Origin of the sequence: Mycobacterium sp. E136 (assembly GCF_001666865.1) — a bacterium.
In the GTDB taxonomy this organism is placed as follows: domain Bacteria; phylum Actinomycetota; class Actinomycetes; order Mycobacteriales; family Mycobacteriaceae; genus Mycobacterium.
In genome coordinates, this window is record NZ_LZJE01000307.1 from 1 (window position 1) to 21,165 (window position 21,165).

Annotated in this window: 15 protein-coding genes, 1 tRNA gene and 1 pseudogene; 8 read left to right on the plus strand and 9 right to left on the minus strand. The window is 67.9% G+C overall.

Annotation, left to right across the window (positions count from 1 at the left end):
* Nucleotides 1–3: 3 nt before the first annotated feature.
* Nucleotides 4–1,161: a winged helix DNA-binding domain-containing protein gene (locus A5698_RS19725; protein WP_068300295.1), complete on the plus strand. Its 1,158-nt coding sequence runs from the start codon at nucleotides 4–6 to the stop codon at nucleotides 1,159–1,161.
* Here A5698_RS19725 and uvrA read toward each other — a convergent pair.
* Nucleotides 1,151–4,060: an excinuclease ABC subunit UvrA gene (uvrA, locus tag A5698_RS19730; RefSeq protein ID WP_067085488.1), complete on the minus strand. Its 2,910-nt coding sequence runs from the start codon at nucleotides 4,058–4,060 to the stop codon at nucleotides 1,151–1,153. The two genes, A5698_RS19725 and uvrA, sit on opposite strands and share 11 nt — an antisense overlap.
* An 84-nt stretch (nucleotides 4,061–4,144) precedes the next feature.
* Between uvrA and A5698_RS19735 the strand changes: the two genes are divergently transcribed.
* The 3 genes from A5698_RS19735 to A5698_RS19745 are packed head-to-tail and all read left to right on the plus strand — an operon-like array spanning nucleotide 4,145 to nucleotide 8,818.
* Nucleotides 4,145–4,816, plus strand: a complete 672-nt coding sequence (locus tag A5698_RS19735; protein WP_068300274.1) for an MBL fold metallo-hydrolase — start codon at nucleotides 4,145–4,147, stop codon at nucleotides 4,814–4,816.
* Entirely contained in the window at nucleotides 4,810–5,643 is an 834-nt protein-coding gene (locus A5698_RS19740) for an SDR family NAD(P)-dependent oxidoreductase (RefSeq protein ID WP_156670828.1), read from the plus strand. The genes A5698_RS19735 and A5698_RS19740 overlap by 7 nt, the downstream gene beginning before the upstream one ends.
* A 10-nt stretch (nucleotides 5,644–5,653) precedes the next feature.
* Nucleotides 5,654–8,818, plus strand: coding sequence for an AAA family ATPase (locus tag A5698_RS19745; RefSeq protein WP_068300275.1), 3,165 nt, complete (start codon nucleotides 5,654–5,656; stop codon nucleotides 8,816–8,818).
* Here the strand turns inward: A5698_RS19745 and A5698_RS19750 are convergent, their stop codons facing one another.
* Nucleotides 8,819–10,129 (minus strand): cytochrome P450, encoded by a 1,311-nt coding sequence (locus A5698_RS19750; protein ID WP_068300277.1) that lies wholly within the window; start codon nucleotides 10,127–10,129, stop codon nucleotides 8,819–8,821.
* Between the two features lie 124 nt (nucleotides 10,130–10,253).
* Here A5698_RS19750 and A5698_RS19755 point away from each other — a divergent pair, with 124 nt between their 5' ends.
* On the plus strand, nucleotides 10,254–11,135 hold the full coding sequence (locus tag A5698_RS19755) for a fructose bisphosphate aldolase (RefSeq protein WP_068300279.1): 882 nt from the start codon (nucleotides 10,254–10,256) through the stop codon (nucleotides 11,133–11,135).
* Nucleotides 11,071–12,576, plus strand: a pseudogene (gene lnt / locus A5698_RS19760) (apolipoprotein N-acyltransferase); the annotation flags it as partial. The gene A5698_RS19755 and the pseudogene lnt, both read left to right, overlap by 65 nt.
* On the opposite strand, the gene A5698_RS29560 reads toward lnt, so the two are convergent.
* Nucleotides 12,542–12,985, minus strand: a complete 444-nt coding sequence (locus A5698_RS29560; protein WP_067085481.1) for a universal stress protein — start codon at nucleotides 12,983–12,985, stop codon at nucleotides 12,542–12,544. The pseudogene lnt and the gene A5698_RS29560 overlap by 35 nt on opposite strands.
* A 256-nt stretch (nucleotides 12,986–13,241) precedes the next feature.
* Between A5698_RS29560 and A5698_RS19770 the strand changes: the two genes are divergently transcribed.
* Together A5698_RS19770 and A5698_RS19775 are read left to right on the plus strand one after the other, a co-directional pair.
* Nucleotides 13,242–14,783, plus strand: a complete 1,542-nt coding sequence (locus tag A5698_RS19770; RefSeq protein WP_231967469.1) for a glycosyltransferase family 39 protein — start codon at nucleotides 13,242–13,244, stop codon at nucleotides 14,781–14,783.
* Between the two features lie 35 nt (nucleotides 14,784–14,818).
* Nucleotides 14,819–15,472: a UdgX family uracil-DNA binding protein gene (locus A5698_RS19775; protein WP_068300282.1), complete on the plus strand. Its 654-nt coding sequence runs from the start codon at nucleotides 14,819–14,821 to the stop codon at nucleotides 15,470–15,472.
* Here the strand turns inward: A5698_RS19775 and A5698_RS19780 are convergent.
* From A5698_RS19780 to A5698_RS19805, 6 genes are all read right to left on the minus strand, one after another.
* A complete protein-coding gene (locus A5698_RS19780; protein WP_068300284.1) occupies nucleotides 15,469–15,753 on the minus strand; it encodes a hypothetical protein in 285 nt (94 codons plus the stop codon). The genes A5698_RS19775 and A5698_RS19780 overlap by 4 nt on opposite strands.
* Before the next feature lie 246 nt (nucleotides 15,754–15,999).
* Nucleotides 16,000–16,070, minus strand: a tRNA-Cys gene (locus A5698_RS19785).
* A 60-nt stretch (nucleotides 16,071–16,130) separates the two neighbouring features.
* Nucleotides 16,131–17,000, minus strand: a complete 870-nt coding sequence (locus tag A5698_RS19790; RefSeq protein WP_068300286.1) for an SCO6745 family protein — start codon at nucleotides 16,998–17,000, stop codon at nucleotides 16,131–16,133.
* A 10-nt stretch (nucleotides 17,001–17,010) separates the two neighbouring features.
* Nucleotides 17,011–18,414 (minus strand): MFS transporter, encoded by a 1,404-nt coding sequence (locus tag A5698_RS19795; protein WP_068300291.1) that lies wholly within the window; start codon nucleotides 18,412–18,414, stop codon nucleotides 17,011–17,013.
* Nucleotides 18,415–18,465: 51 nt separating this feature from the next.
* Nucleotides 18,466–20,616, minus strand: coding sequence for an excinuclease ABC subunit UvrB (gene uvrB, locus A5698_RS19800; RefSeq protein ID WP_068300293.1), 2,151 nt, complete (start codon nucleotides 20,614–20,616; stop codon nucleotides 18,466–18,468).
* A 57-nt stretch (nucleotides 20,617–20,673) separates the two neighbouring features.
* A partial coding sequence (locus A5698_RS19805; RefSeq protein WP_197506839.1) for an enoyl-CoA hydratase-related protein occupies nucleotides 20,674–21,165 on the minus strand: 492 nt, incomplete at its 5' end.

Sequence of the window (21,165 nt, forward strand, 5' to 3'; positions counted from 1 at the left end):
TCGATGCGCGGGTTCACGGTCGACGAGCGGCGGGCACGGCTGGCCCATCGCCACTTCCTGTCTGCGCCCGCCAACTCCGTCGGCGCCGTGGTCGATGGCGTGCTCGGACTGCACGCCACCGATCCGGCCACCCCGTACCTGTCGCTGTGGGCACGGCTCCCAGTGTTCGCCGCGGCCGATCTCGACGCAGGCCTCTACGAGCGGCGGACCCTGGTCAAACACCTGGCGATGCGCAGAACGCTGTGGACGGTGCGCGTCGGCGACCTGCCGTTGATTCAGTCCGCGGCCAGCGACCGCGTCGCCGACAACGAACGTCGCCGGCTCATCGCCGATGCGCAGAAGGCGGGGCTCTGCGCCGACGGCGAGGCCTGGCTCGAGGCGGCCGGTGCGGCGGTCCTGCGGTACCTGACCGAGCACGGGCCGACAAGCGCGAAAGACCTGCGGGCGGCCCTGCCCGAGTTGGCGGGCACCTGGGATCCGGCGCCCGGTAAGCGGTGGGGTGGCGAAACGCCGCTGGCGCCACGGATCCTGACGGTGTTGTCGGTACGCGGCGACATCGTGCGGGGACCCAACGACGGAAAGTGGACGACGTCGCGACCGCGCTGGGTTGCGAGCAGCGATTGGATCGGATCCGCCGACGCCGTCGACCCCGACACGGCGCGTGCGGCGCTCGTGCGGCGGTGGCTGGCCGGCTTCGGCCCGGCCACCGTGACCGACGTCAAGTGGTGGTTCGGCAACACGTTGACCTGGGCGCGCCAGGCGTTAAAGGACATCGGCGCCGTCGAGGTCGACCTCGACGGCACACCGGGATTCGCGCTGGCCGACGATCTCGACGGAGAACCCGCGCCGGGGCCGTGGTGCGCGTTGCTGCCCGGGCTGGACGTCACGACGATGGGCTGGTTCGACCGCGACTGGTACCTCGGGCCGCATCGTGAGCAGGTTTTCGACAGGAACGGCAACGGCGGGCCCACCGCGTGGTGCGACGGCAGGATCGTCGGCGCGTGGGGTCAGGACGACGCTGGACGGGTCGAGCTGCGGCTGCTCGAGGACGTGGGCCGTTCGGCGCGTGCCCGATTGCAGAAGCGCGCCGACGAATTGACCGAATGGCTCGACGGCGTGCGGATCAGCCCGCGGTTCCCGTCGCCCCTGTCTAAGCGCTGACCTTCCTGCGTTTGCCGTTGCGCGCCTTGGGTTTCGGCCGGTCGACACCAAGGCACTCGGCGAGGAAGTGACCGGTGTAGCTGTCCGGATTGGCCGCGACGTCCTCGGGCGTTCCCGATGCGACGAGCGTGCCGCCGCCGGCCCCGCCCTCGGGCCCCATGTCGATGATCCAGTCCGACGTCTTGATCACGTCGAGATTGTGCTCGATGACGATCACCGTATTGCCCTTGTCGACAAGGCCGTTGATCACCTTGAGCAGCTTGCGGATGTCCTCGAAATGCAGGCCGGTGGTCGGCTCGTCGAGGATGTACACCGTGCGCCCGGTCGACCGCTTCTGCAGTTCGGAGGCCAGCTTGACGCGCTGCGCTTCACCGCCGGACAGCGTCGGCGCCGGCTGACCGAGCCGTACGTAACCCAGGCCGACGTCGACGAGCGTCTTGAGGTACCGATGGATCGAGGTGATCGGCGCGAAGAACTCGGACGCCTCCTCGATCGACATGTCGAGGACCTCGGCGATGGTCTTGCCCTTGTAGTGCACCTCGAGGGTTTCGCGGTTGTACCGGGCGCCCTGGCACACCTCGCACGGTACGTACACGTCGGGCAGGAAGTTCATCTCGATCTTGATAGTGCCGTCGCCGGAGCACGCCTCGCAGCGGCCGCCCTTGACGTTGAACGAGAACCGGCCCGGTTGATAGCCGCGCACTTTCGCCTCGGTGGTGGCCGCGAACAGCGTGCGGATCTTGTCGAAGACGCCGGTGTACGTAGCCGGGTTCGAGCGCGGTGTGCGGCCGATCGGCGACTGGTCGACGCGCACCAGCTTGTCGAGCTTGTCCAGGCCTGTCACCCGCGTGTGCCGACCGGGCACCTGCCGCGCGCCGTTGAGCTTGTTCGCCAGAACGGACGCCAGGATGTCGTTGACCAACGTCGACTTACCCGACCCCGACACCCCGGTCACCGAGGTCAGCACGCCGAGGGGGAACGACACGTCGATCTCGCGCAGGTTGTGCTCGCGGGCACCGACGACCGTCAGCTGCCTCTTCCTGTCGACCGGCCGCCGGATGGCGGGCACCTCGATCTCTTCCTTACCCGAAAGATACGCTCCGGTAAGCGATTCCGGGTTCTTCAGCAGCTCCTCGTACGGACCGCTGTGCACGATCTGACCGCCGTGCTCGCCGGCCGCCGGACCGATGTCGACCACCCAGTCGGCATGGGCGATGGTGTCGAGGTCGTGCTCGACGACGATCAGCGTGTTGCCCAGGTCGCGCAGCCGGACGAGGGTGTCGATCAGCCGGCGGTTGTCGCGCTGGTGCAGGCCGATCGACGGTTCGTCGAGGACGTAGAGCACCCCGACGAGGCCTGACCCGATCTGGGTGGCTAGCCGGATGCGTTGCGCCTCACCGCCGGACAGGGTCGCGGCGGCCCGCGACAGCGACAGGTAGTCCAGACCGACGTCGAGCAGGAACCCCAGCCGTGACTGGATCTCCTTGAGCACCTGCCCCGCGATCGCCTGCTCGCGTGCGCCCAGCGTCAACGCGTTGAGGAACTCCGAGCAATCCGCGATCGACAGCTCGGCGACCTCGGCGATGGACTTCGCGCCGAACTGCCCCGCCGTCAGCGACACCGCGAGGATCTCGGGTTTGAGCCGTGTGCCCTCACATTCCGGACACGGCACATCGCGCATGAAGCCTTCGTAGCGCTCCTTCATCTGCTCGGAGTCGGTCTGCTCCATCCGACGCTGCAGGAACGCCATCACGCCCTCGAAATCGGCGTAGTACGAACGTGTTCGGCCGTAACGGTTCTTGTACCGCACGTGCACCTGTTCGTCGCAGCCCTCGAGGATCGCCTTGCGCGCCTTGGCAGGCAGCTTCTTCCACGGCGTGTTCACGTCGAAGCCGAGCGCGTCGCCGAGACCGGCCAGCATCCGGGTGAAGTACTCCGCCGTCTGCCCCATCGACCACGGTGCGATCGCACCCTCGGCCAGGGTCAGGTCCGGGTCGGGCACGACCAGCTCGGGATCGACCTCCTTGCGGATGCCGAGCCCGGTGCACTCCGGGCACGCCCCGTAGGGCGAGTTGAACGAGAACGAGCGCGGTTCGAGGTCGTCGACGGCCAGCGGGTGGCCGTTGGGGCAGGCCAGCTTCTCGGAGAACCGCTGTTCACGGTGGGGGTGGTCGTCCTCGCGGTCGACGAACTCCAGCACGACGATTCCGTCGGCCAGGTTGAGCGCCGTCTCCACCGAGTCGGTCAACCGCTGCTTGGCGCCGGCCTTGACCGTCAGGCGGTCGACGACCACCTCGATGTCGTGTTTCTCCTGCTTCTTGAGCTTCGGCGGATCGGTGAGCGGATACACCACGCCGTCCACTCGCACGCGGCTGTAGCCCTGGGTGTTCAGCTTGTCGAACAGGTCGACAAACTCGCCCTTGCGGGTGCGGACAACCGGCGCGAGCACCTGGAACCGCAGCCCCTCGTCCATCGCGAGCACCTGATCGACGATCTGCTGAGGGGTCTGGCGGGCGATGCGCTCACCGCAGATCGGGCAGTGGGGCGTACCTGCGCGGGCGTACAGCAGACGCAGGTAGTCGTAGACCTCGGTGATGGTGCCGACGGTCGACCGGGGGTTGCGGTTGGTCGACTTCTGGTCGATGGACACCGCGGGCGACAGGCCCTCGATGAAGTCGACGTCGGGTTTGTCCATCTGGCCGAGGAACTGGCGCGCATAGGCCGACAACGACTCGACGTAGCGCCGCTGGCCCTCGGCGAAGATCGTGTCGAATGCCAGCGACGACTTCCCCGAACCCGACAGCCCCGTGAAGACGATCAGCGCGTCGCGTGGTAAATCAAGATCGACGCTTCGCAGGTTGTGCTCGCGCGCACCCTTGACGACAAGGCGGTCAGCCACCCGGTTCCCTCCCGAAGAGATAGTTCAAAGCCACTCTATGTGGACCCACCGACAAGCCCCAGACAAGCCGGATACCGTGAGGACATGAGCGTCGTCGACGACAACTACACCGGCCACGTCGAACCAGGGACCGGCGCCCGGCGCACCCTTCCCGGCGCTTCGATCGTCAAGGTCTCGGTCGGCCCGATGGATAACAACGCGTACCTGATCACGTGTTCCCGAACCGGGGAGACACTGCTGATCGACGCCGCGAACGATGCGCCGGTCCTGCTCGAGGTGATCGAGCAACACGCGCCGAAACTGTCGCTGATCGTCACCAGCCACCAGCACTTCGACCACTGGCAGGCGCTGGAGGAAGTGGCCAAGGTCACCGGCGCCCCCACGGCGGCGCACCAGCTCGATGCCGAACCGCTTCCAGTCCGCCCCGACCGGATCCTCGCCCACGGCGACACGGTCGAGATCGGCGACCTGTCCTTCGACGTCATCCATCTGCAGGGCCACACCCCCGGTTCGGTGGCGCTCGCGCTCGACGGCGCCGACGAGGCGACCCACCTGTTCACCGGCGACTGCCTGTTTCCCGGCGGTGTCGGCAAGACGTGGGAGGACGGTGCCTTCGACCAGTTGCTTGGCGACGTGACCCGCCGTGTCTTCGACGTCTACGGCGATTCGACGGTCATCTACCCGGGCCACGGCGACGACACCACGCTCGGCACGGAACGCCCGCACCTGGCCGAGTGGAAAGAACGCGGTTGGTAGAGGCGCCGATCGCGGTCGTCACCGGCGCCAGTCGCGGTGCCGGGCGCGGGATCGCTCACGCGCTGGGCAGCCACGGCTGCACGGTGTATGTGACGGCGCGGTCCGAGTCGATCCACGAGACCGCCGAGCAGGTGACGGCGGCCGGGGGCACCGGAATCGCCGTCCGCGTCGACCATGCCGACGACGAGCAGACCAAAGCGCTGTTCGAACGGGTCGGGCGGGAACACGGCCGGATGGACATCCTGGTGAACAACGCGGTGACCCTCCGCGAGGAGATGATGGGCCGCACCCGGTTCTGGGACGAACCCGTCAACGTCATCGACACCCTCGACGTGGGCCTGCGCAGCAGCTACGTCGCGACCGTCTACGCGGCCCCGCTGATGCTGCCGCAGCGCCGCGGATTGGTGGCTTTCACCTCCGCGCCCGGATCGGCCCACTACGTGTTCGGCCCGGCTTACGGCGTGCACAAGGCGGGAACCGACAAGATGGCCGCCGACATGGCCGTCGAGTTCAGGGACTTCGGCATCGCGACGGCGTCGATCTGGATGGGCGTCCTGCTGACCGAACGCTTCAAGCAGCTGGTCGCGGCCGCGCCCGACAAGCTCGCCCACCTGCTCGACAACACGGAGACACCGGAATTCACCGGCCACGTGATCTGGGCCCTGTTCAACGACCCCCGGCTGATGGACAAGAGCGGCCAGACCTTCATCGGGGCGGAGCTGGCGGCCGACTACGGGATCAAGGACGCCGGCGGCCGCGAGCCGCCGTCGTACCGCGACCTGCACGGAATTCACCCGATCAGGCAATTCGACCGCATATTGCGGTGACACTGATGGTGTGGACGGCGTGCGGTGCGGGTCGTGCGGCACCGAAGTGGGGACGCGGGCCAAGTTCTGCAGCGAGTGCGGAACACCGCTGACCCGTGCCGCTGGGTCGGCCGAGTACAAGCAGGTGACGGTGCTGTTCTCCGACGTCGTGCACTCGATGGACATCGCCAGAGCCGTCGGCCCCGAGCGGCTGCGCGAGATCATGGCCGACCTCGTGGACGTGGCCGGCGCAGTCGTCGCACGATACGGCGGCACGGTGGACAAGTTCACCGGCGACGGCATCATGGCGGTCTTCGGCGCGCCGCTCGCGCTCGAGGACCACGCGGTGCGCGCGTGCCTGGCCGCGCTGGGCATTCAGGCCGAGATGCACGCCGTCGCCGCCGACATCGCCAAGCGCGACGGCGTCGACCTACAACTGCGCATCGGACTCAACTCCGGGCAGGTGATCGCCGGTGAAATAGGTTCCGGCGCTTTGGGTTACACCGCGGTCGGGGAACATGTCGGGCTGGCTCAACGGATGGAGTCGACAGCCCCGCCGGGCGGGGTGATGCTCAGCGCGTCGACGGCGCGGCTGGTGGAGTCGGTGGCCACGCTCGCTGCGCCGGAGTCGGTGCACGTCAAGGGCGGCGGCGAACCCGTACCCGCCCGTCGGTTGCTGAGCATCGGCCGCGAGCAGGTCACGCTGCGATCCGAGGCGGCACTGGTCGGGCGGCGGTGGGAGAAGTCGGCGCTCGAAGGCTTGCTGGACAGGGCGATCGCCGGTCAGGGCGCCGTGGTCGGCATATCCGGACCACCCGGTATCGGCAAGAGCAGGCTGACACGCGAGCTCGCGGCGACCGCGGTCGGCCGAGGAGTGCCGGTGTACACCACGGCATGCGAGTCACACACCACCCAGGTGCCGTTCCACGTGGTGGCCCGGCTGCTGCGGGCGGCGACCGGCGTCGAGAACGTAGATGCGGCGTCCGCCCGTGCCCTGATCGAACTGGGGACCTTCCCCGACGCCGGCCGCGACGACGTAGCGCTCCTCGAGGACATGCTGGGCATCGCCGATCCCTCCGCCGAACCGCCGCGGATCGACGCTGACAGCCGTCGGCAACGCCTGATTGCGCTGGTGAATTCGGCCACCCTGGCCACACCGGCGCCTGCGCTCTACATCATCGAAGACGCCCACTGGATCGACGAGTCCAGCGAGTCCATGCTCGCCGCGTTCCTCACCGTCATCCCCCAGACACCGCTGCTGACGGTGATCACGTACCGACCCGAATATCGCGGATCGCTGACCCAGGTGCCGGGGACACAGACCATCGCGCTCGGCCCATTGAACGACGCAGAGACCGCCGACCTGGTCTCCGCCCTGCTCGGACCGGACCCGTCCGTGCGTCAGCTCACGCAGACGGTCGTCCAAAAGGCGGTGGGTACACCGTTTTTCGCCGAGGAGATCATTCGCGACTTCGTGGAACGCGGCGTTCTGCAGGGGCGCCGAGGGTCGTATGCGTCGACGGCGGAAGCCGCCGATGTCAGCGTGCCCGCCACGCTGCAAGCGACGATCGCGGCCCGCATCGACCGACTCGATCCCGCCGCGAAACGCACCCTCAGTGCGGCGTCGGTCGTCGGATCACGTTTCGGCACAGAGCTGTTGAGGGCGCTCGACATCGAACCGCGCCCGGCCGAACTGCTGACGGCTCAGCTCATCGACCAGGTCACGTTCACCGACGAACCCGAATTCGTGTTTCACCATCCCCTCATTCGCGCGGTCGCTTACGAGGCGCAGCTCAAGTCCGACAGGGCCGAATTGCACCGCCGGGTGGCCGCCGCGATCGAACGACGAAGCGCAGACAATCTCGACGAGAACGCGGCCCTGATCGCCGAACATGCCGAGGCCGCAGGCGATCTGCACGCCGCATTCGGCTGGCATATGCGCGCGGGCGGGTGGTCGAACAATCGCGACGTCTCGGCCGCGTTAGTCAGTTGGGAGCGCGCGTGCCGGGTCGCCGACGCTCTGCCCGAGGACGATCCGGAACGCAATACGATGCGCATCACGCCGCGCACCTTCCTCTGCGCGACCGGCTGGAGGGTGGCCCGCGAGTGCGGCGCACGCTTCGAGGAACTGCGCCAGCTCTGCGACTTGACGGGAGACAAGGCCTCGTTGGCGTTCGCCATGATGGGACCGATGTCGGACTTTCACTTCCGAGGCGAGACACGGGAGTCGTCGCGGATGGCCACCGAACAGATGGCGCTCCTCGAATCGATCGGCGATCCCGGCCTGACGGCGCAGGCCGCCTTCGGCGCCATCGGGATCAAGATCCAAAACGGTGACTTGGCAGACGGATTGCGGTGGGCGGAGAACACCATCGAGTGGGCCGCCGGCGACCTCACCAAGGGCAGCCTCGTGGTGGGCTCGCCGCTCGCGCTCGCCACGGCGTTGCGGGGGTTGGCCGGGTGGTGGTTCGGCCTTCGAGGATGGCGGGATGACGTCGATGCCGCCTTCGCCTTGGCGGAGGAAAGCAACGAACCGCTCACCATCGCGCTCACGACCTCGTGGAACCTGGGGCTCGGTGTGGCCTTCGGTGCGGTCGCGTGCGACGGATCGGCGGTCGCGAAGGCCGAAGCGACATTGAGAACCGCGGAGGCGTTCTCCTACGGCTACGCCGGAGAGATCGCGAGGTATGTACTCGGTGGACAACTGTTGTATCAGGACGCCGTGGACGACTGGGACCGCGGACTTCAGATGGTTTCTGAGGTCAGGGAGGCGTGGACCAGCAACCGGACGATGTTGGTCGAGGTCACGTTCATGGACGCCCTGCTTGGGCTTGACCGGGCCAACCGTGGTGACTTCGACGCGGCGCTCCCTCTCATCCGAGAAACCGCCCAGACGATGCTGTCCCGGCGGCAATACACGTACTGGATTCCGGTGGTCGGTTTTCTCGTGGACACATTGCTCAAGCGCGGAGCCGATGGAGACGCCGTGGAAGCCGCGGCTGCCGTCGCCGAGTTGGAGCGCGCGCCGCTCGAAGGATCGGCCATCCGCGACGTCTGGGTCCTGCGCTTGAAAACACTGCTGGCCCGGGCCTGCGGCGAGGAGACCGCGTATCGCCAACTCGGCCAACGTTATCGGGAGATGGCCGACGACCTCGGGTACGAGGGTCATCAGAAGTGGGCCGCGGCTCTGCCCTGATTACGCCGGCACCGTCCAGGCGACGGGCAGCCGTTTGATGCCGTGCACGAAAGCCGAATGCTGGACGGCCGGTTCCTCTGCGGCGACGATGTCTGGAAGCCGGCGGTGGAGCTCTTCGAACAGCACCCGAATCTCGCGGCGCGCCAGGTTGGCGCCCAGACAGAAGTGCGCGCCTCCCGCCCCATATCCGATGTGCGGGTTGGGATCCCGGGACACATCGAACAGCCACGGATTGTCGAACTTGGTCTCGTCGCGGTTGCCCGAGTTGTACCACATCGAAATCTTGTCACCGGCGTGCATCGTGATGCCGCGCATCTCGACGTCCTGAGTCAGGTTGCGCCGCATGAAGATTACGGGCGAGGCCCACCGGACGATCTCCTCGACCGCGGTGGCGGCCAGACCGTCGAAGTCGGCCCACCATCTGGCTCTCTGCTCGGGATACCGGGTCAGTGCCACGAGACCGTGACTGATCGCATTGCGTGTCGTCTCGTTGCCCGCCGCCGACAGCAGGATGAAGAAGGATGCGATCTCGTCGGATGTCAGACGTTCGCCGTCGACCTCCGCCTGTACCAGATTCGTGGTGAGGTCCTCTGTAGGGTTGGCGCGCCGCTCCTCGGCCAGCTGCACGCCGTACTGGCCCAGTTCCGTCACCGCGCTGACGATCTCCTCGAATCCGCCGGCCACCACCTCGTCGTCGCCGGCGCCCAAAGTGACCGACGTCAGGTAGAAGATGCGCGCCTCGTCTTGATCCGGGATGCCCATCATGTCGCAGATGATCTGCAGCGGCAGCAGCCTCGACACCTCGGCGACGAAATCGGCATGCCCGTCCGGATGGTCGGCGATCAGCTTGGTCACGATCCGCCGCGCCCGCTCACGCACGCTGTCCTCGATGCGCGCCACCACCTTGGGCGTGAAGGAGCGGTTGACGATCTTGCGAAGCCGGAGGTGGCGCGGGTCGTCGAGGCTGATCATCGAACCCACGTACTCAGCGACCTCGGCGGGCACGTCAGTGAGCGCCGTGCTGGTCGGTACGGAGCTGAAGATCTCGGGGTGCCTGCTGGCGTGGTGGATGTCATCGAGCGTCGTCAACGCCCAATGACCGGACCCCGCGGTGAAACCCGGGAACTCCGGCGCGTCGAAGAAGGCGATCGGCGCTTCGCGACGCAGTGTCGCGAACGCGCCGTCGCGTACGTCGTCGTCGCGCTCCCAGAACTCGAGGGAGCCGAGGTTGACGTCGGCGAGAGGTACGACCGGGGGCGGGACACCGTTCTCGCGCGGTGCGATTCCTGACCTGGCCACTGTTGCAGTCATAATTGGCCTCCCCGTCGAGCGCATTGTCCCACCCGGACAAGGCCTGCACCGGAAGTTGGGCGGCCATCTGACGATCGGCGATGTGAACTTCGCTAGATTGCCTGGTGAGGAAGAAAGGGCAGACATGAACACCGATCAGTTGAAGAAGGCGCAGAGCGGCGCCGGGTTCATCGCGGCGCTGGACCAGAGCGGCGGCAGCACCCCCAAGGCGCTGAAGCTCTACGGGATATCCGAGGACGCCTACTCCGGCGACGACCAGATGTTCGACCTGGTGCACGAGATGCGCACCCGGATCATCACCAGCCCGGCCTTCGACGGCGACCGCATCATGGGCGCGATCCTCTTCGAGATGACGATGGACCGCAAGATCGAGGGCCGCCCGACGGCCGATTACCTGTGGAACGTCAAGAACATCGTGCCGTTCCTCAAGATCGACAAGGGTCTGGCCGAGGAGAAGGACGGCGCGCAGACGATGAAGCCGATGCCCGGCCTCGACGATCTGCTCGACCGCGCCGTCGAGAAGGGGATCTTCGGCACCAAGGAGCGTTCGGTCATCAAGCTGCCCGGCGCCGGACTGGACGCCGTGGTGGCGCAACAGTTCGAGGTCGCCGAGCAGGTGCTCGCCAAGGGCCTGGTGCCGATCATCGAGCCCGAGGTCGACATCAAGAGCCCGAAGAAGGCGGAGGCCGAGGATCAGCTCAAGGCGGCTCTGCTCGACGGGGTCAACAAGCTCGGCGACAAGAAGGTGATGCTCAAGCTGACGCTTCCCGACACCGACAACCTGTACAAGGAGCTGGTCGATCACCCGAACGTGCTGCGGGTGGTCGCACTGTCCGGTGGCTACAGCCGCGATGAGGCCAACGAGAAACTGTCGCGCAACATCGGGGTCATCGCGAGCTTCTCGCGCGCGCTGACCGAGGGTCTGACGGCTCAGCAGAGCGATGAGGAGTTCAACTCCACGCTCGATCAGGCGATCGCGAGCATCGCCAAGGCGTCGAGCACCTGATCTGATCTCGCTGCGGGGTCACGCGCCGGCGATCGTCGCCGGCGCGTTCCCCGCGCTCGCGTTTCCCGCCCCCGCTCTGTGGTGGCTGGCCTGGTTCGCGCTGGTCCCGCTGTTGCTCGTGTGCCGCGCCGCCCCTACGACCGGGCAGTCCGCGGTCCGGGCGTGGTTGGCGATGGCGGTGTTCGTCGGCGTCACCCAGTACTGGCTGTGGCCGAGCGCCGGTCCCCTGATGCTCGTGCTCGCGGCCGGATTCGGTGCGCTGTGGCTGCCGTTCGGGTGGGCGGCACGCCGCCTGCTCGCCGGCGAACTCACCACTGCCAGGGCCTTGGTTGCCGTGGTGGTGCTGCCCAGCACGTGGGTGCTCGCGGAGGCGGTCCGGTCGTGGGACCGCCTCGGCGGGCCCTGGGCTGTCCTCGGCGCATCGCAATGGAATCAGCCGGCCACCCTTGCTACCGCCTCCCTCGGCGGCGTGTGGCTCGTCAGCTTCCTCGTCGTCGCGGTCAACACCGCGCTCGTCGCGGCGCTGGTGCGGCGCTCCGTGGTGCCCGCGGCACTCGCGCTGGCGCTGTTGGCCGCCGGGCCCGCGTGGTTCTGGTGGGGGCCGGCACCCACGCCGGGCTCCACGGTCCGCGTCGCGCTCGTACAGCCGGGTGACATCGACGAATCGAGCGCGCGCCAAGCGGCGAGCGAAGCGTTGACCAAGGAGCTGGTGGGTCGACGGCCGGACCTGGTCGTATGGGGCGAGAGCAGTGTCGGCGTGGATCTCGCCACCCACCCCGACGTCATCTCGCGCCTGTCCGACCTGTCCCGGCGGGTCGGTGCGGACCTGCTGGTCAACGTCGACGCCCGGGCGGCGTCGGGCGGCATCTACAAGACGTCGGTGCTCATCGACTCCGGAGGCGTGCGCGGCTCGTACGCGAAAACCCGACTGGTGCCGTTCGGTGAGTATGTGCCGTTGCGGCCGTTGATCGGCTGGGCCACCTCCAACAGCGAAGCCGCCGGCGAGGACCGGCGTCGCGGCGACGGACCCGTCGTGCTGCACACCGACACCGTCGCGATCGGACCACTGATCAGCTTCGAGACTTTGTTCTCCGACCTCGCGCGGTCACAGGCGCGACAGGGCGCCGCGCTGCTCGTCTACCAGAGTTCGACGTCGTCGTACCAAGGCAGTTGGGCCCAGCCGCAATTGGCGGCGATGCCCGCCGTTCACGCGGTCGAGGTGGGCCGTCCCGCAGTCCATGCGGCGCTGTCTGGGGTGAGTTCGGCGTTCGACGCGCAGGGACGCAAGTTGGCGTGGCTGCCGGCCGCCGAGCGCGGGGTCGACGTCGTCGAATTCCCGCTGGATGCGCGGACCACCCTCTATCAGCGATGGGGTGCATGGCCGATCGCGGCGGCCCTGGCGGTGGCTACGGCGTGGTGTGCACGATCAGCACGTCGGTCTTGGACCGGCGTGCGACGTTGGCTGGGACGGAACCGAGCAGCCTGCCCGCGATGGTGGAGAGGCCGACGTTTCCGACGACCAGGAGGTCGGCCTTGACCTCCTCGGCGAGTTCGACCAGCGCATCGACGGGGGCGCCGACAACGGCCTTCTCCTCGACGTTCTGGGCACCCGCCTGGTGGGCGCGTTCCTTGGCCTCGCGCAGGATCGCGTAGATGGGCGCGTTGCCGGACATCTTGTAGCCCTCGTCCTTGAGCACGTCGGCCGCTCGCTGGTCTTCGTTCTGGGGGAAATACGCCGTGGCGACGATCAGCCTGGCATCGGCTCCGGCGATATGGCCGGCCTTCTCCACCGCCCGCAGCGACGAGTCGGACCCGTCCGTGCCTACCAAGACGGTCTGATACGCGCTCATCCATATCCTCCCAGTGTCAGTTCCGTTGCCACCCGGAACAGTAGCCGCTCGAGTGGCAGTTTCCTGCGATTTCGTCCTACTTCGGTCTCAAGGTCACCCTGGACTATCCCAGGTGACGCCGCCTACACCTACCCGCGCGAACCGATCTCGACGACCCTCGAATCATCGTCTGCGTTACATAGCGCCCATTCGCCGCGCGCGCCGAGTTTGCGCGCGCTAGCGTTTGGCCGTTCGCGGGAAGGGTGGGTGGGTAGCCGTGGATCTATCGCTGGGACCGCGGCGCGTTGCGCGCTTCGACCCCGCCGCGTCGCTGCGCGCGGGCCGGTTCGATGCGGTGCTGACCGCCGTGTTCGCCACCGCGGTGTCGGCGGCGGGCGCGGCTCGGCCGTCGCTGTGGTTCGACGAGGCCGCCACGATCTCGGCCTCCACCCGGTCGATACCTGCGCTGTGGGGTCTGCTGCACAACATCGACGCGGTGCACGGCCTGTACTACCTGCTGATGCACGGGTGGTTGACGGTGTTCCCGGTCACCGAGTTCTACGTGCGTCTGTCGAGCTGTCTTGCGATTGGGCTCGCTGCGAGCGGTGTCGTGGTGCTGGCCCGTCGCTTCGCCTCGCGCACGACGGCGGTCTGCGCGGGCATCGTGTTCGCGATCCTCCCCCGGGTCACGTGGGCGGGCATCGAAGCGCGCTCCTATGCGCTGACGGCGGCCGCGGCCGTCTGGCTGACGGTGCTATTGGTGGTCGCGGTGCGTCGCGACGCCCGATGGTTGTGGGGCTGCTACGGATTGGCGCTGGTGGGCTCGTCGCTCTTGAACGTCTTCGTCGTGCTGATGGTCCTCGTGCACGCGGCGACGATCGCGGCGATGGCGACTCAGCGTGCGGCCGTCCGGCGCTGGTTGGTGACGGCGGCGGTGGCCGTCTCGGCGGTGGCGCCGCTCCTCGCGTACAGCAGGACGCAGATCGCGCAGGTCCGATGGATCTCGCCGCTGGGTTGGCACACGGTCACCGAGGTGGTGCGGGAGCAGTACTTCGACCACAGCGTTTCATTCCTCGTACTGGCGGGACTGATCCTGAGCCTGCTCGCGATGCGACGGTTCCGGCCGACGGATGCGGGTGTCCGGTCGCTGGTCGCGATCAGCGCCGCGTGGATCGTGCTCCCGACGGCCGTGTTGCTGCTCTATTCGATGTGTTGGGAGCCGGTGTACTACCCGCGCTACCTGACCTACACCTCGCCGGCGATGGCACTGCTGCTGGCGATCGGCATCACCGCCGCCGTCAAAGCGCGGGAGGCCGTCGTGGTGGTGCTGACGGCGGTGGCGGTGGCGGCGACCCCGAATTACCTGCTCGAACAACGCGGACCCTACGCGAAAGAGGGGATGGACTTCAGCCAGGTGGCCGACGTCCTCACGGCGCACGCCGCCCCTGGTGACTGCCTGGTTCTCGACAACACCACCAACTGGGCGCCGGGCCCGATCCGCCCGTTGACCGCCGCGCGTCCCGAGGCGTACGCCTCGCTCGTCGATCCCGGACGCGGTCGCCGCGCCGCGCAGCGAAATCGGTTGTGGGACGCCCACCTTGGCATCTGGGGCGTGGCCGACCGGCTGCGGCCCTGCACCGTGCTATGGACGGTGTCGCAACGCGACCCCACCGTCCCGGACCATGAGAGCGGACACGCGCTGGATCCGGGACCGCGACTCCGCCAAGCGCCCGCGTATCGGGTACCGCAGGCGATGGGCTTCCGCATCGTCGAACGCTGGCAGTTCAGCTTCGCCCAGGTGATCAAGTCGACGCGGTAGAGCGTGACCGGCCCCCGAGCGGGTATCCGAACCTCATGCCCGCACGGCCAGCTCACACCGCGGAAGAGTTCGTCCCCGATACCCACGATCTCGATGCCCTCGCCGACGCCGCGCACGGGTGCAAGGGCTGCGATCTCTACCTGGACGCGACGCAGGTGGTGTTCGGCGGCGGCTCGCCCAACGCAGAGATGATGTTGGTCGGCGAGCAGCCCGGCGATCAGGAGGACAAGGCCGGGGCGCCGTTCGTGGGCCCCGCGGGCAAACTGCTGGACAAAGCGCTGGTGCAGGCCGGCATAGACCGCGACCGCGTGTATGTCACCAACGCGGTCAAGCACTTCAAGTTCACCCTGCCCGAGCGCGGCAAGCGGCGCATCCACAAGACGCCCGGCCGCACCGAGGTGGTCGCGTGCCGGCCGTGGCTGCTGGCCGAACTCGACGCCGTCCGACCCGAGGTGCTGGTGCTGATGGGCGCGACGGCCGCACAGTCGTTGCTGGGCAGCAAGTTTCGACTGACGGCACACCGCGGCGAGGCGCTCAAGCTGCCCTCGACCGACGAGATCGACATCTCCCCCGAGGTGGCGGTCACCGTGCATCCGTCATCGGTGCTGCGCGGCCCACCCGAGGAGCGAGAGAAAGCCTTCGACGCCCTGGTGTCCGACCTGCGGTTCGCCGCCGGCCTCGCTCGCTAGCAGACGGCGGGCGGCACCCAGACCGAAACAGCCGGCGGTACCCAGACGCAGGGACCGCCATAGCGCGGGCCTTCCCAGTACGCCGGCGCCTCCCAGCGCGGTCCGCGACCGGGCTTATCCCAGTGGTGGTCCCAGTGATCCCACTTGTCGAGCTTCCACGTCATGTTCGGCGTGCTGGGCGCCACCGGTTCGGCGTTCGCCACACCCGCTCCGACACCCAGCGCAGTGAACGCCAGTGCGCCGACGAGCCCCGCTTGCACCCCGATCTTCTTCACGTTCACGACCAATCCCTCACTACAGCAACAATTTCGGTTCCGACCCGGGAACGATTTTATACTCGCTGCCCTCATGTCGACGACTCCGCCTGCATCGGCGTGGCACACGCCGGCGACAGCAAAGGATGTCCAACCGTGTCGACAGTGCGCTGAATATCGCTGTCGCACAGCTCGGTTGGGAAGCGTTAATTTGCTGTCGCGGATGACCGTGTCGACCTCGCCGTCCCCCGCAAAGGAACCGGCGACGATGCGAGCGGATGGCGGGATTCGAACCCGCGTAAACGGCTTTGCAGGCCGGTGCCTATCCGCTCAGCCACACCCGCATCGACAATGAGAGTGCCAGGGTCGCGGGTACGTGCCCAGCGTTGCAATCGCCGTGATTGCTAACGCGGTTCGCCGTAGCGCGGGCCGAACGCGCCCGACGGAAACAGCTTCGCGGCTGAGACGGCGTCGCGGATCCGCTTCGCCACGACCGCGATGTGATGACCGTCGTCGTCGGTCAAAGCTGACCAGGGCGCATATCCGAGTTCGTCGGTCAGATCCTCGACGCGGGCCCGTAGCTGCCTGCCCGCGTCGGTCAGCGCTCCGTCGCCATCGATGAGTCCGCGCGACTGCAGCCGCGCCAACCCGGCCCGCCACTGATCCTCGCTCCACCCGCGCAGCGCCTGAGCGAACGGCACCGAGAACCCGATACCGGTGGCCGTATGGCTGACCAGCGCCTCCAGCCCGCTCAGCCCGTTGGCAACCAGCGCGGCGATGTGTCCGTCGCCGCGGTACTCGCGCAGAAGCGTGACCGCATGCCACATCTGGCCGTGCACCGATTCTGGCCAGGGCAGCCCGGAATGGCCCGCATACAGCGGCCGCCCGTCGCCGTTCGGGATGGCTTCGGCCGCCCGCCGCAGGAGCGCGGCGGCCCGTGCCAGTTCTGGAGACCGCGTCAGCTCCTCGCCGAGGATGCGCGGCAATGCATCCTCGACCATCGCGTACCGCGTCTCGGACACCGTCTCCGGCGACGCCAGGCTCCAGGCATGCGGGATCGACTGCGCGACGAGTTCGGGGTTGAAGTTGAAGAATGTGGCGGTGACGACCTCCGCGGACACCGCACCCATCGGGGCGGAACGAACGGCGAAATACGGTGTCATACCGTGCATTCCGAGCGCACCGAAACGTTCGGCGGACTCCGGGAGGAAATAGGACAGCGAGTGCAGCGGATCGACGCTGCGACACAGTCGGCCTGCGGTGTATGCATCCACGACGGGAAGGCTACGCCTCGCGGGGCCGCCGCTCGCTCCTCGTCGATGCCACCAGCCCCACCGCGGCAAGCCCGGCGAACATCGCCAACAGCCACCGCGCCGGCGTGGCCTGGCCGTCATCGGTCATGTTCACCAGCACCCCGGCGAGGCCCGCGCCGAACGCACCGGAGATGAGCTGCACGGTGTTGATGGCGGCGGCCGCGGTCGGCCCCTCCGCCGGATCGTCGACGCGGCTCATCGCCCATGCCGACAGATGCGGCCACGCGATGCCGACCCCCGCACCGGTCAGAACCAACGCAAGGGCCCAGATCGCGACCACTGCGGGCGACGCGCCGTCGCGCATGGTCACCGCGGCGACGGCGAGGCCGAAGGCCATCACGGCAGGCGCCGCCGCGACCGTACGCCGGATGACTCGCGTGTCGCTCAGCGATGCGCTGCCGATCTCTCCCGCCGTCCAGCCGAGCGCCAGACCCGCACCAAGGAACCCCGCGGCGACGGGGGTGAGACCCGCCAGCCGCTGCCCGAACAGCGGGACGTACATGTCCGCCATCGTGGCCGCCATCAACACCGCGAGGGTGAGGTAGATCCACTTCAACGGGCCGGGCCCAAACACGCTGGGCGGCAACACCGCCGCGGATTGCCGGCGATCGACCACCAGGAATACGCCCACCAGGACACCGCCGAGCCCGAGCAACACGACCGTGAGCCAGGCATTCCGCGGGATGCCCGCGGCGCTGACGGCCAGCGCGGCGACACCCAACAACAGCAGCGACCACACGGGAATGAACGTGCGCGGGACATCGACGCCGGTGTCGCGGCGCGCGGGCAAGGCCACGGGCACCAGCACAGCGATCATCGCGGTCAGGATCGCCAGCGCGCCGAAAGCCCAACGCCACGAACTGTATTGAGAGAACAGCCCGCCCGCGGCGGGTCCCAGCAGCGTGCCGACCCCCCACATCGCCGACACCAGCGCCGAGGCCTTGGTCCACAACCACTCCGGCAGCGCCGCGTTGATCACCGCGTAACCCAGCCCGGCCAGCAGCCCACCGGCCAGGCCCTGCACCGTGCGGCCGACGAGCAGGGTCTCCATGGTGGGCGCCAGGGCGCAGGCCACGCTGCCGACGCCGAACACGCCGAGCGCCAACAGGTATGACATCCGCGGGCCGAGCCGCATCAGCGTCGAGTGCACGGTCGTCGCCGCGACCACCGAGGCCACCAGGTACACCGTCGTCACCCAGGCATAGAACCGGTGACCGCCGATATCGACCACCGCACTGGGCATCAGGCTGATGGTGAGGAACTCGTTGGTCGCGTACAGCGCAACGCCACCGGCGAGCACGGTGCTGGCGCCGAGGTATTTCGGCCCCAGCAGATCGCGCCAGCGTCCCCTAGCGGTCGTCGCGGTGTCGGTCACCCGCTCACGCTAGGAGCTGAACTGCACTTGAGGTCAAGCGCCTGCCGGTGATCACTTCAGGCCCGCGGCGTCCATACCGCGGAGCTCCTTCTTGAGGTCGTGGATCTCGTCGCGGATGCGTGCGGCCAGCTCGAACTGCAGATCGCGTGCCGCGGCCATCATCTGCTCGGTCAGATCCCTGATGAGGTCGGCCAACTCGGCGCGCGGCATGTTCGAGGTGTCGCGCCCTTCGATGATGCCCGCGCTGACCGCCCGTCCGGGCTCACCCTGCGCCCGGCGTCCCCGCGACGCATTGCGCCCGGAGCCGCCCACCTCGACATCGTCGGCCTCCCGGTACACCTGGTCGAGAATGTCGGCGATCTTCTTGCGCAACGGTTTCGGATCGATCCCGTTGGCCTCGTTGTAGGCGATCTGCTTGGCGCGGCGGCGCTCGGTCTCGTCGATGGCCTCACGCATCGACTCGGTGATGTTGTCGGCGTACATGTGCACCTCGCCCGACACGTTGCGCGCCGCGCGCCCGATCGTCTGGATCAGGCTGCGAGTCGACCGCAGGAAGCCTTCCTTGTCGGCGTCGAGGATCGACACCAGCGACACCTCGGGAAGGTCGAGACCCTCACGCAGAAGGTTGATTCCGACCAACACGTCGTAATCGCCCAGGCGCAGCTGACGCAGCAGCTCGACGCGCCGCAGCGTGTCCACCTCGGAGTGCAGATAGCGGACGCGTATGCCCATTTCGAGCAGATAGTCGGTGAGGTCCTCGGCCATCTTCTTGGTCAGCGTGGTGACCAATACGCGTTCGTCGCGCTCGGTGCGTTTGCGAATCTCGCCGATCAGGTCGTCGATCTGCCCCTTCGTCGGCTTCACCACCACCTGCGGATCCACCAAACCCGTTGGGCGGATGACCTGTTCGACGAACTCACCGCCGGACTGGCTGAGCTCGTACGGCCCGGGCGTCGCCGACAGGTACACCGTCTGCCCGATCCGATCGGCGAACTCCTCCCATGTGAGTGGGCGGTTGTCGATGGCCGAGGGCAGCCGGAAACCGAAGTCTACGAGGTTGCGCTTGCGCGACATGTCCCCCTCGTACATGCCGCCGATCTGCGGCACCGTCACGTGGGACTCGTCGATGACGAGCATGAAGTCCTCGGGGAAGTAGTCGAGCAGCGTCGCGGGTGCGGACCCGGCGGGCCTGCCGTCGATGTGTCGCGAGTAGTTCTCGATGCCCGAGCAGAACCCGACCTGGCGCATCATCTCGATGTCGTAATTGGTGCGCATCCGCAGCCGCTGCGCCTCCAGCAGCTTGCCCTGGCTCTCCAGCTCGGCCAGCCGCTCCTCGAGCTCCTGCTCGATGGTCGAGATCGCGTGCGCCATCCGCTCCGGCCCCGCCACGTAGTGCGTCGCCGGGAAGATCCGCAGCGAGTCGACTTTGCGCACGACGTCCCCGGTCAGCGGGTGCAGGTAGTACAGCTCCTCGATCTCGTCCCCGAAGAACTCGATGCGGACCGCCAGCTCCTCGTAGCTGGGGATGATCTCGACGGTGTCACCCCGCACCCGGAACGAACCGCGGGTGAACGCCATGTCGTTACGGGTGTACTGGACGTCGACGAGCAGGCGCAGCAGGGCGTCGCGCGGCACCTCGTCACCGATCTTGAGCTCGACGCTTCGGTCCAGGTAGGACTGCGGCGTGCCCAGACCGTAGATGCAGGACACCGACGCGACCACGACAACGTCCCGGCGCGACAGCAGGCTCGAGGTCGCCGAGTGCCGCAGCCGCTCGACGTCGTCGTTGATCGAGCTGTCCTTCTCGATGTAGGTGTCCGTCTGGGCGATGTACGCCTCGGGCTGGTAGTAGTCGTAGTACGAAACGAAGTACTCGACGGCGTTGTGCGGCAACATCTCCCGCAACTCGTTGGCCATCTGCGCGGCGAGGGTCTTGTTGGGTTCCATCACCAGAGTCGGCCGCTGCACCCGCTCGATGAGCCACGCCGTCGTCGCCGACTTACCCGTGCCGGTGGCGCCCAGCAGGACCACGTCGTGCTCCCCCGCCTTGATCCGGCGCTCCAGCTCGTCGATGGCGGCCGGCTGGTCACCGGCCGGTGCGTACGGGCTGACCACCTCGAAGCGTCCGCCGGTGCGCACGACCGAATCGACGGGGCGGTACTCCGAGTGCGCGAGCACCGGATGTTCAGTAGCGAAAGCCATAATCTACAAGGGTAGAACCCGCCACCGACAGGCGTGATTCCCCTCGTCAACGAGCACTTACGCCCCGACGAAGCGCGCCGCCCGGCGCTCGACGAACGACTGCATCCCCTCCGCACCGTCCTTGGTCGCAAACAGTGCGGCCACGTCCGCGACGAAACGGTCCTCGGCGGCGGTGTCGCCGTCCCGGAGCGCACGCTGGGCGGCCGTCAGCGTCGCGCGCACCCCGAGCGGCGCGGACCGCTCGGCGATCCGTTCGGCCAGCTCAACGGCGCGATCGAGCTGCGTACCCGCCTCGACCACCTCGGACACGACGCCGATCCGCAGGGCCTCGGCGGCGTCGAATTCGTCGCCGGTCAACAGCCACCGCATCGCGTTGCCCCAGCCCGCGTCCCGCGGCAGCCGCGTCGTCGCGCCACCGAAGGGATAGATGCCACGTTGCACTTCGAGTTGGGCGAACCGGGTGTCCTCGGAAGCGATGCGGATGTCTGCGGCCAGCAGGAGCTCGATGCCGAGGGTCAGGCACCACCCGTGCGCCGCGGCGACGACCGG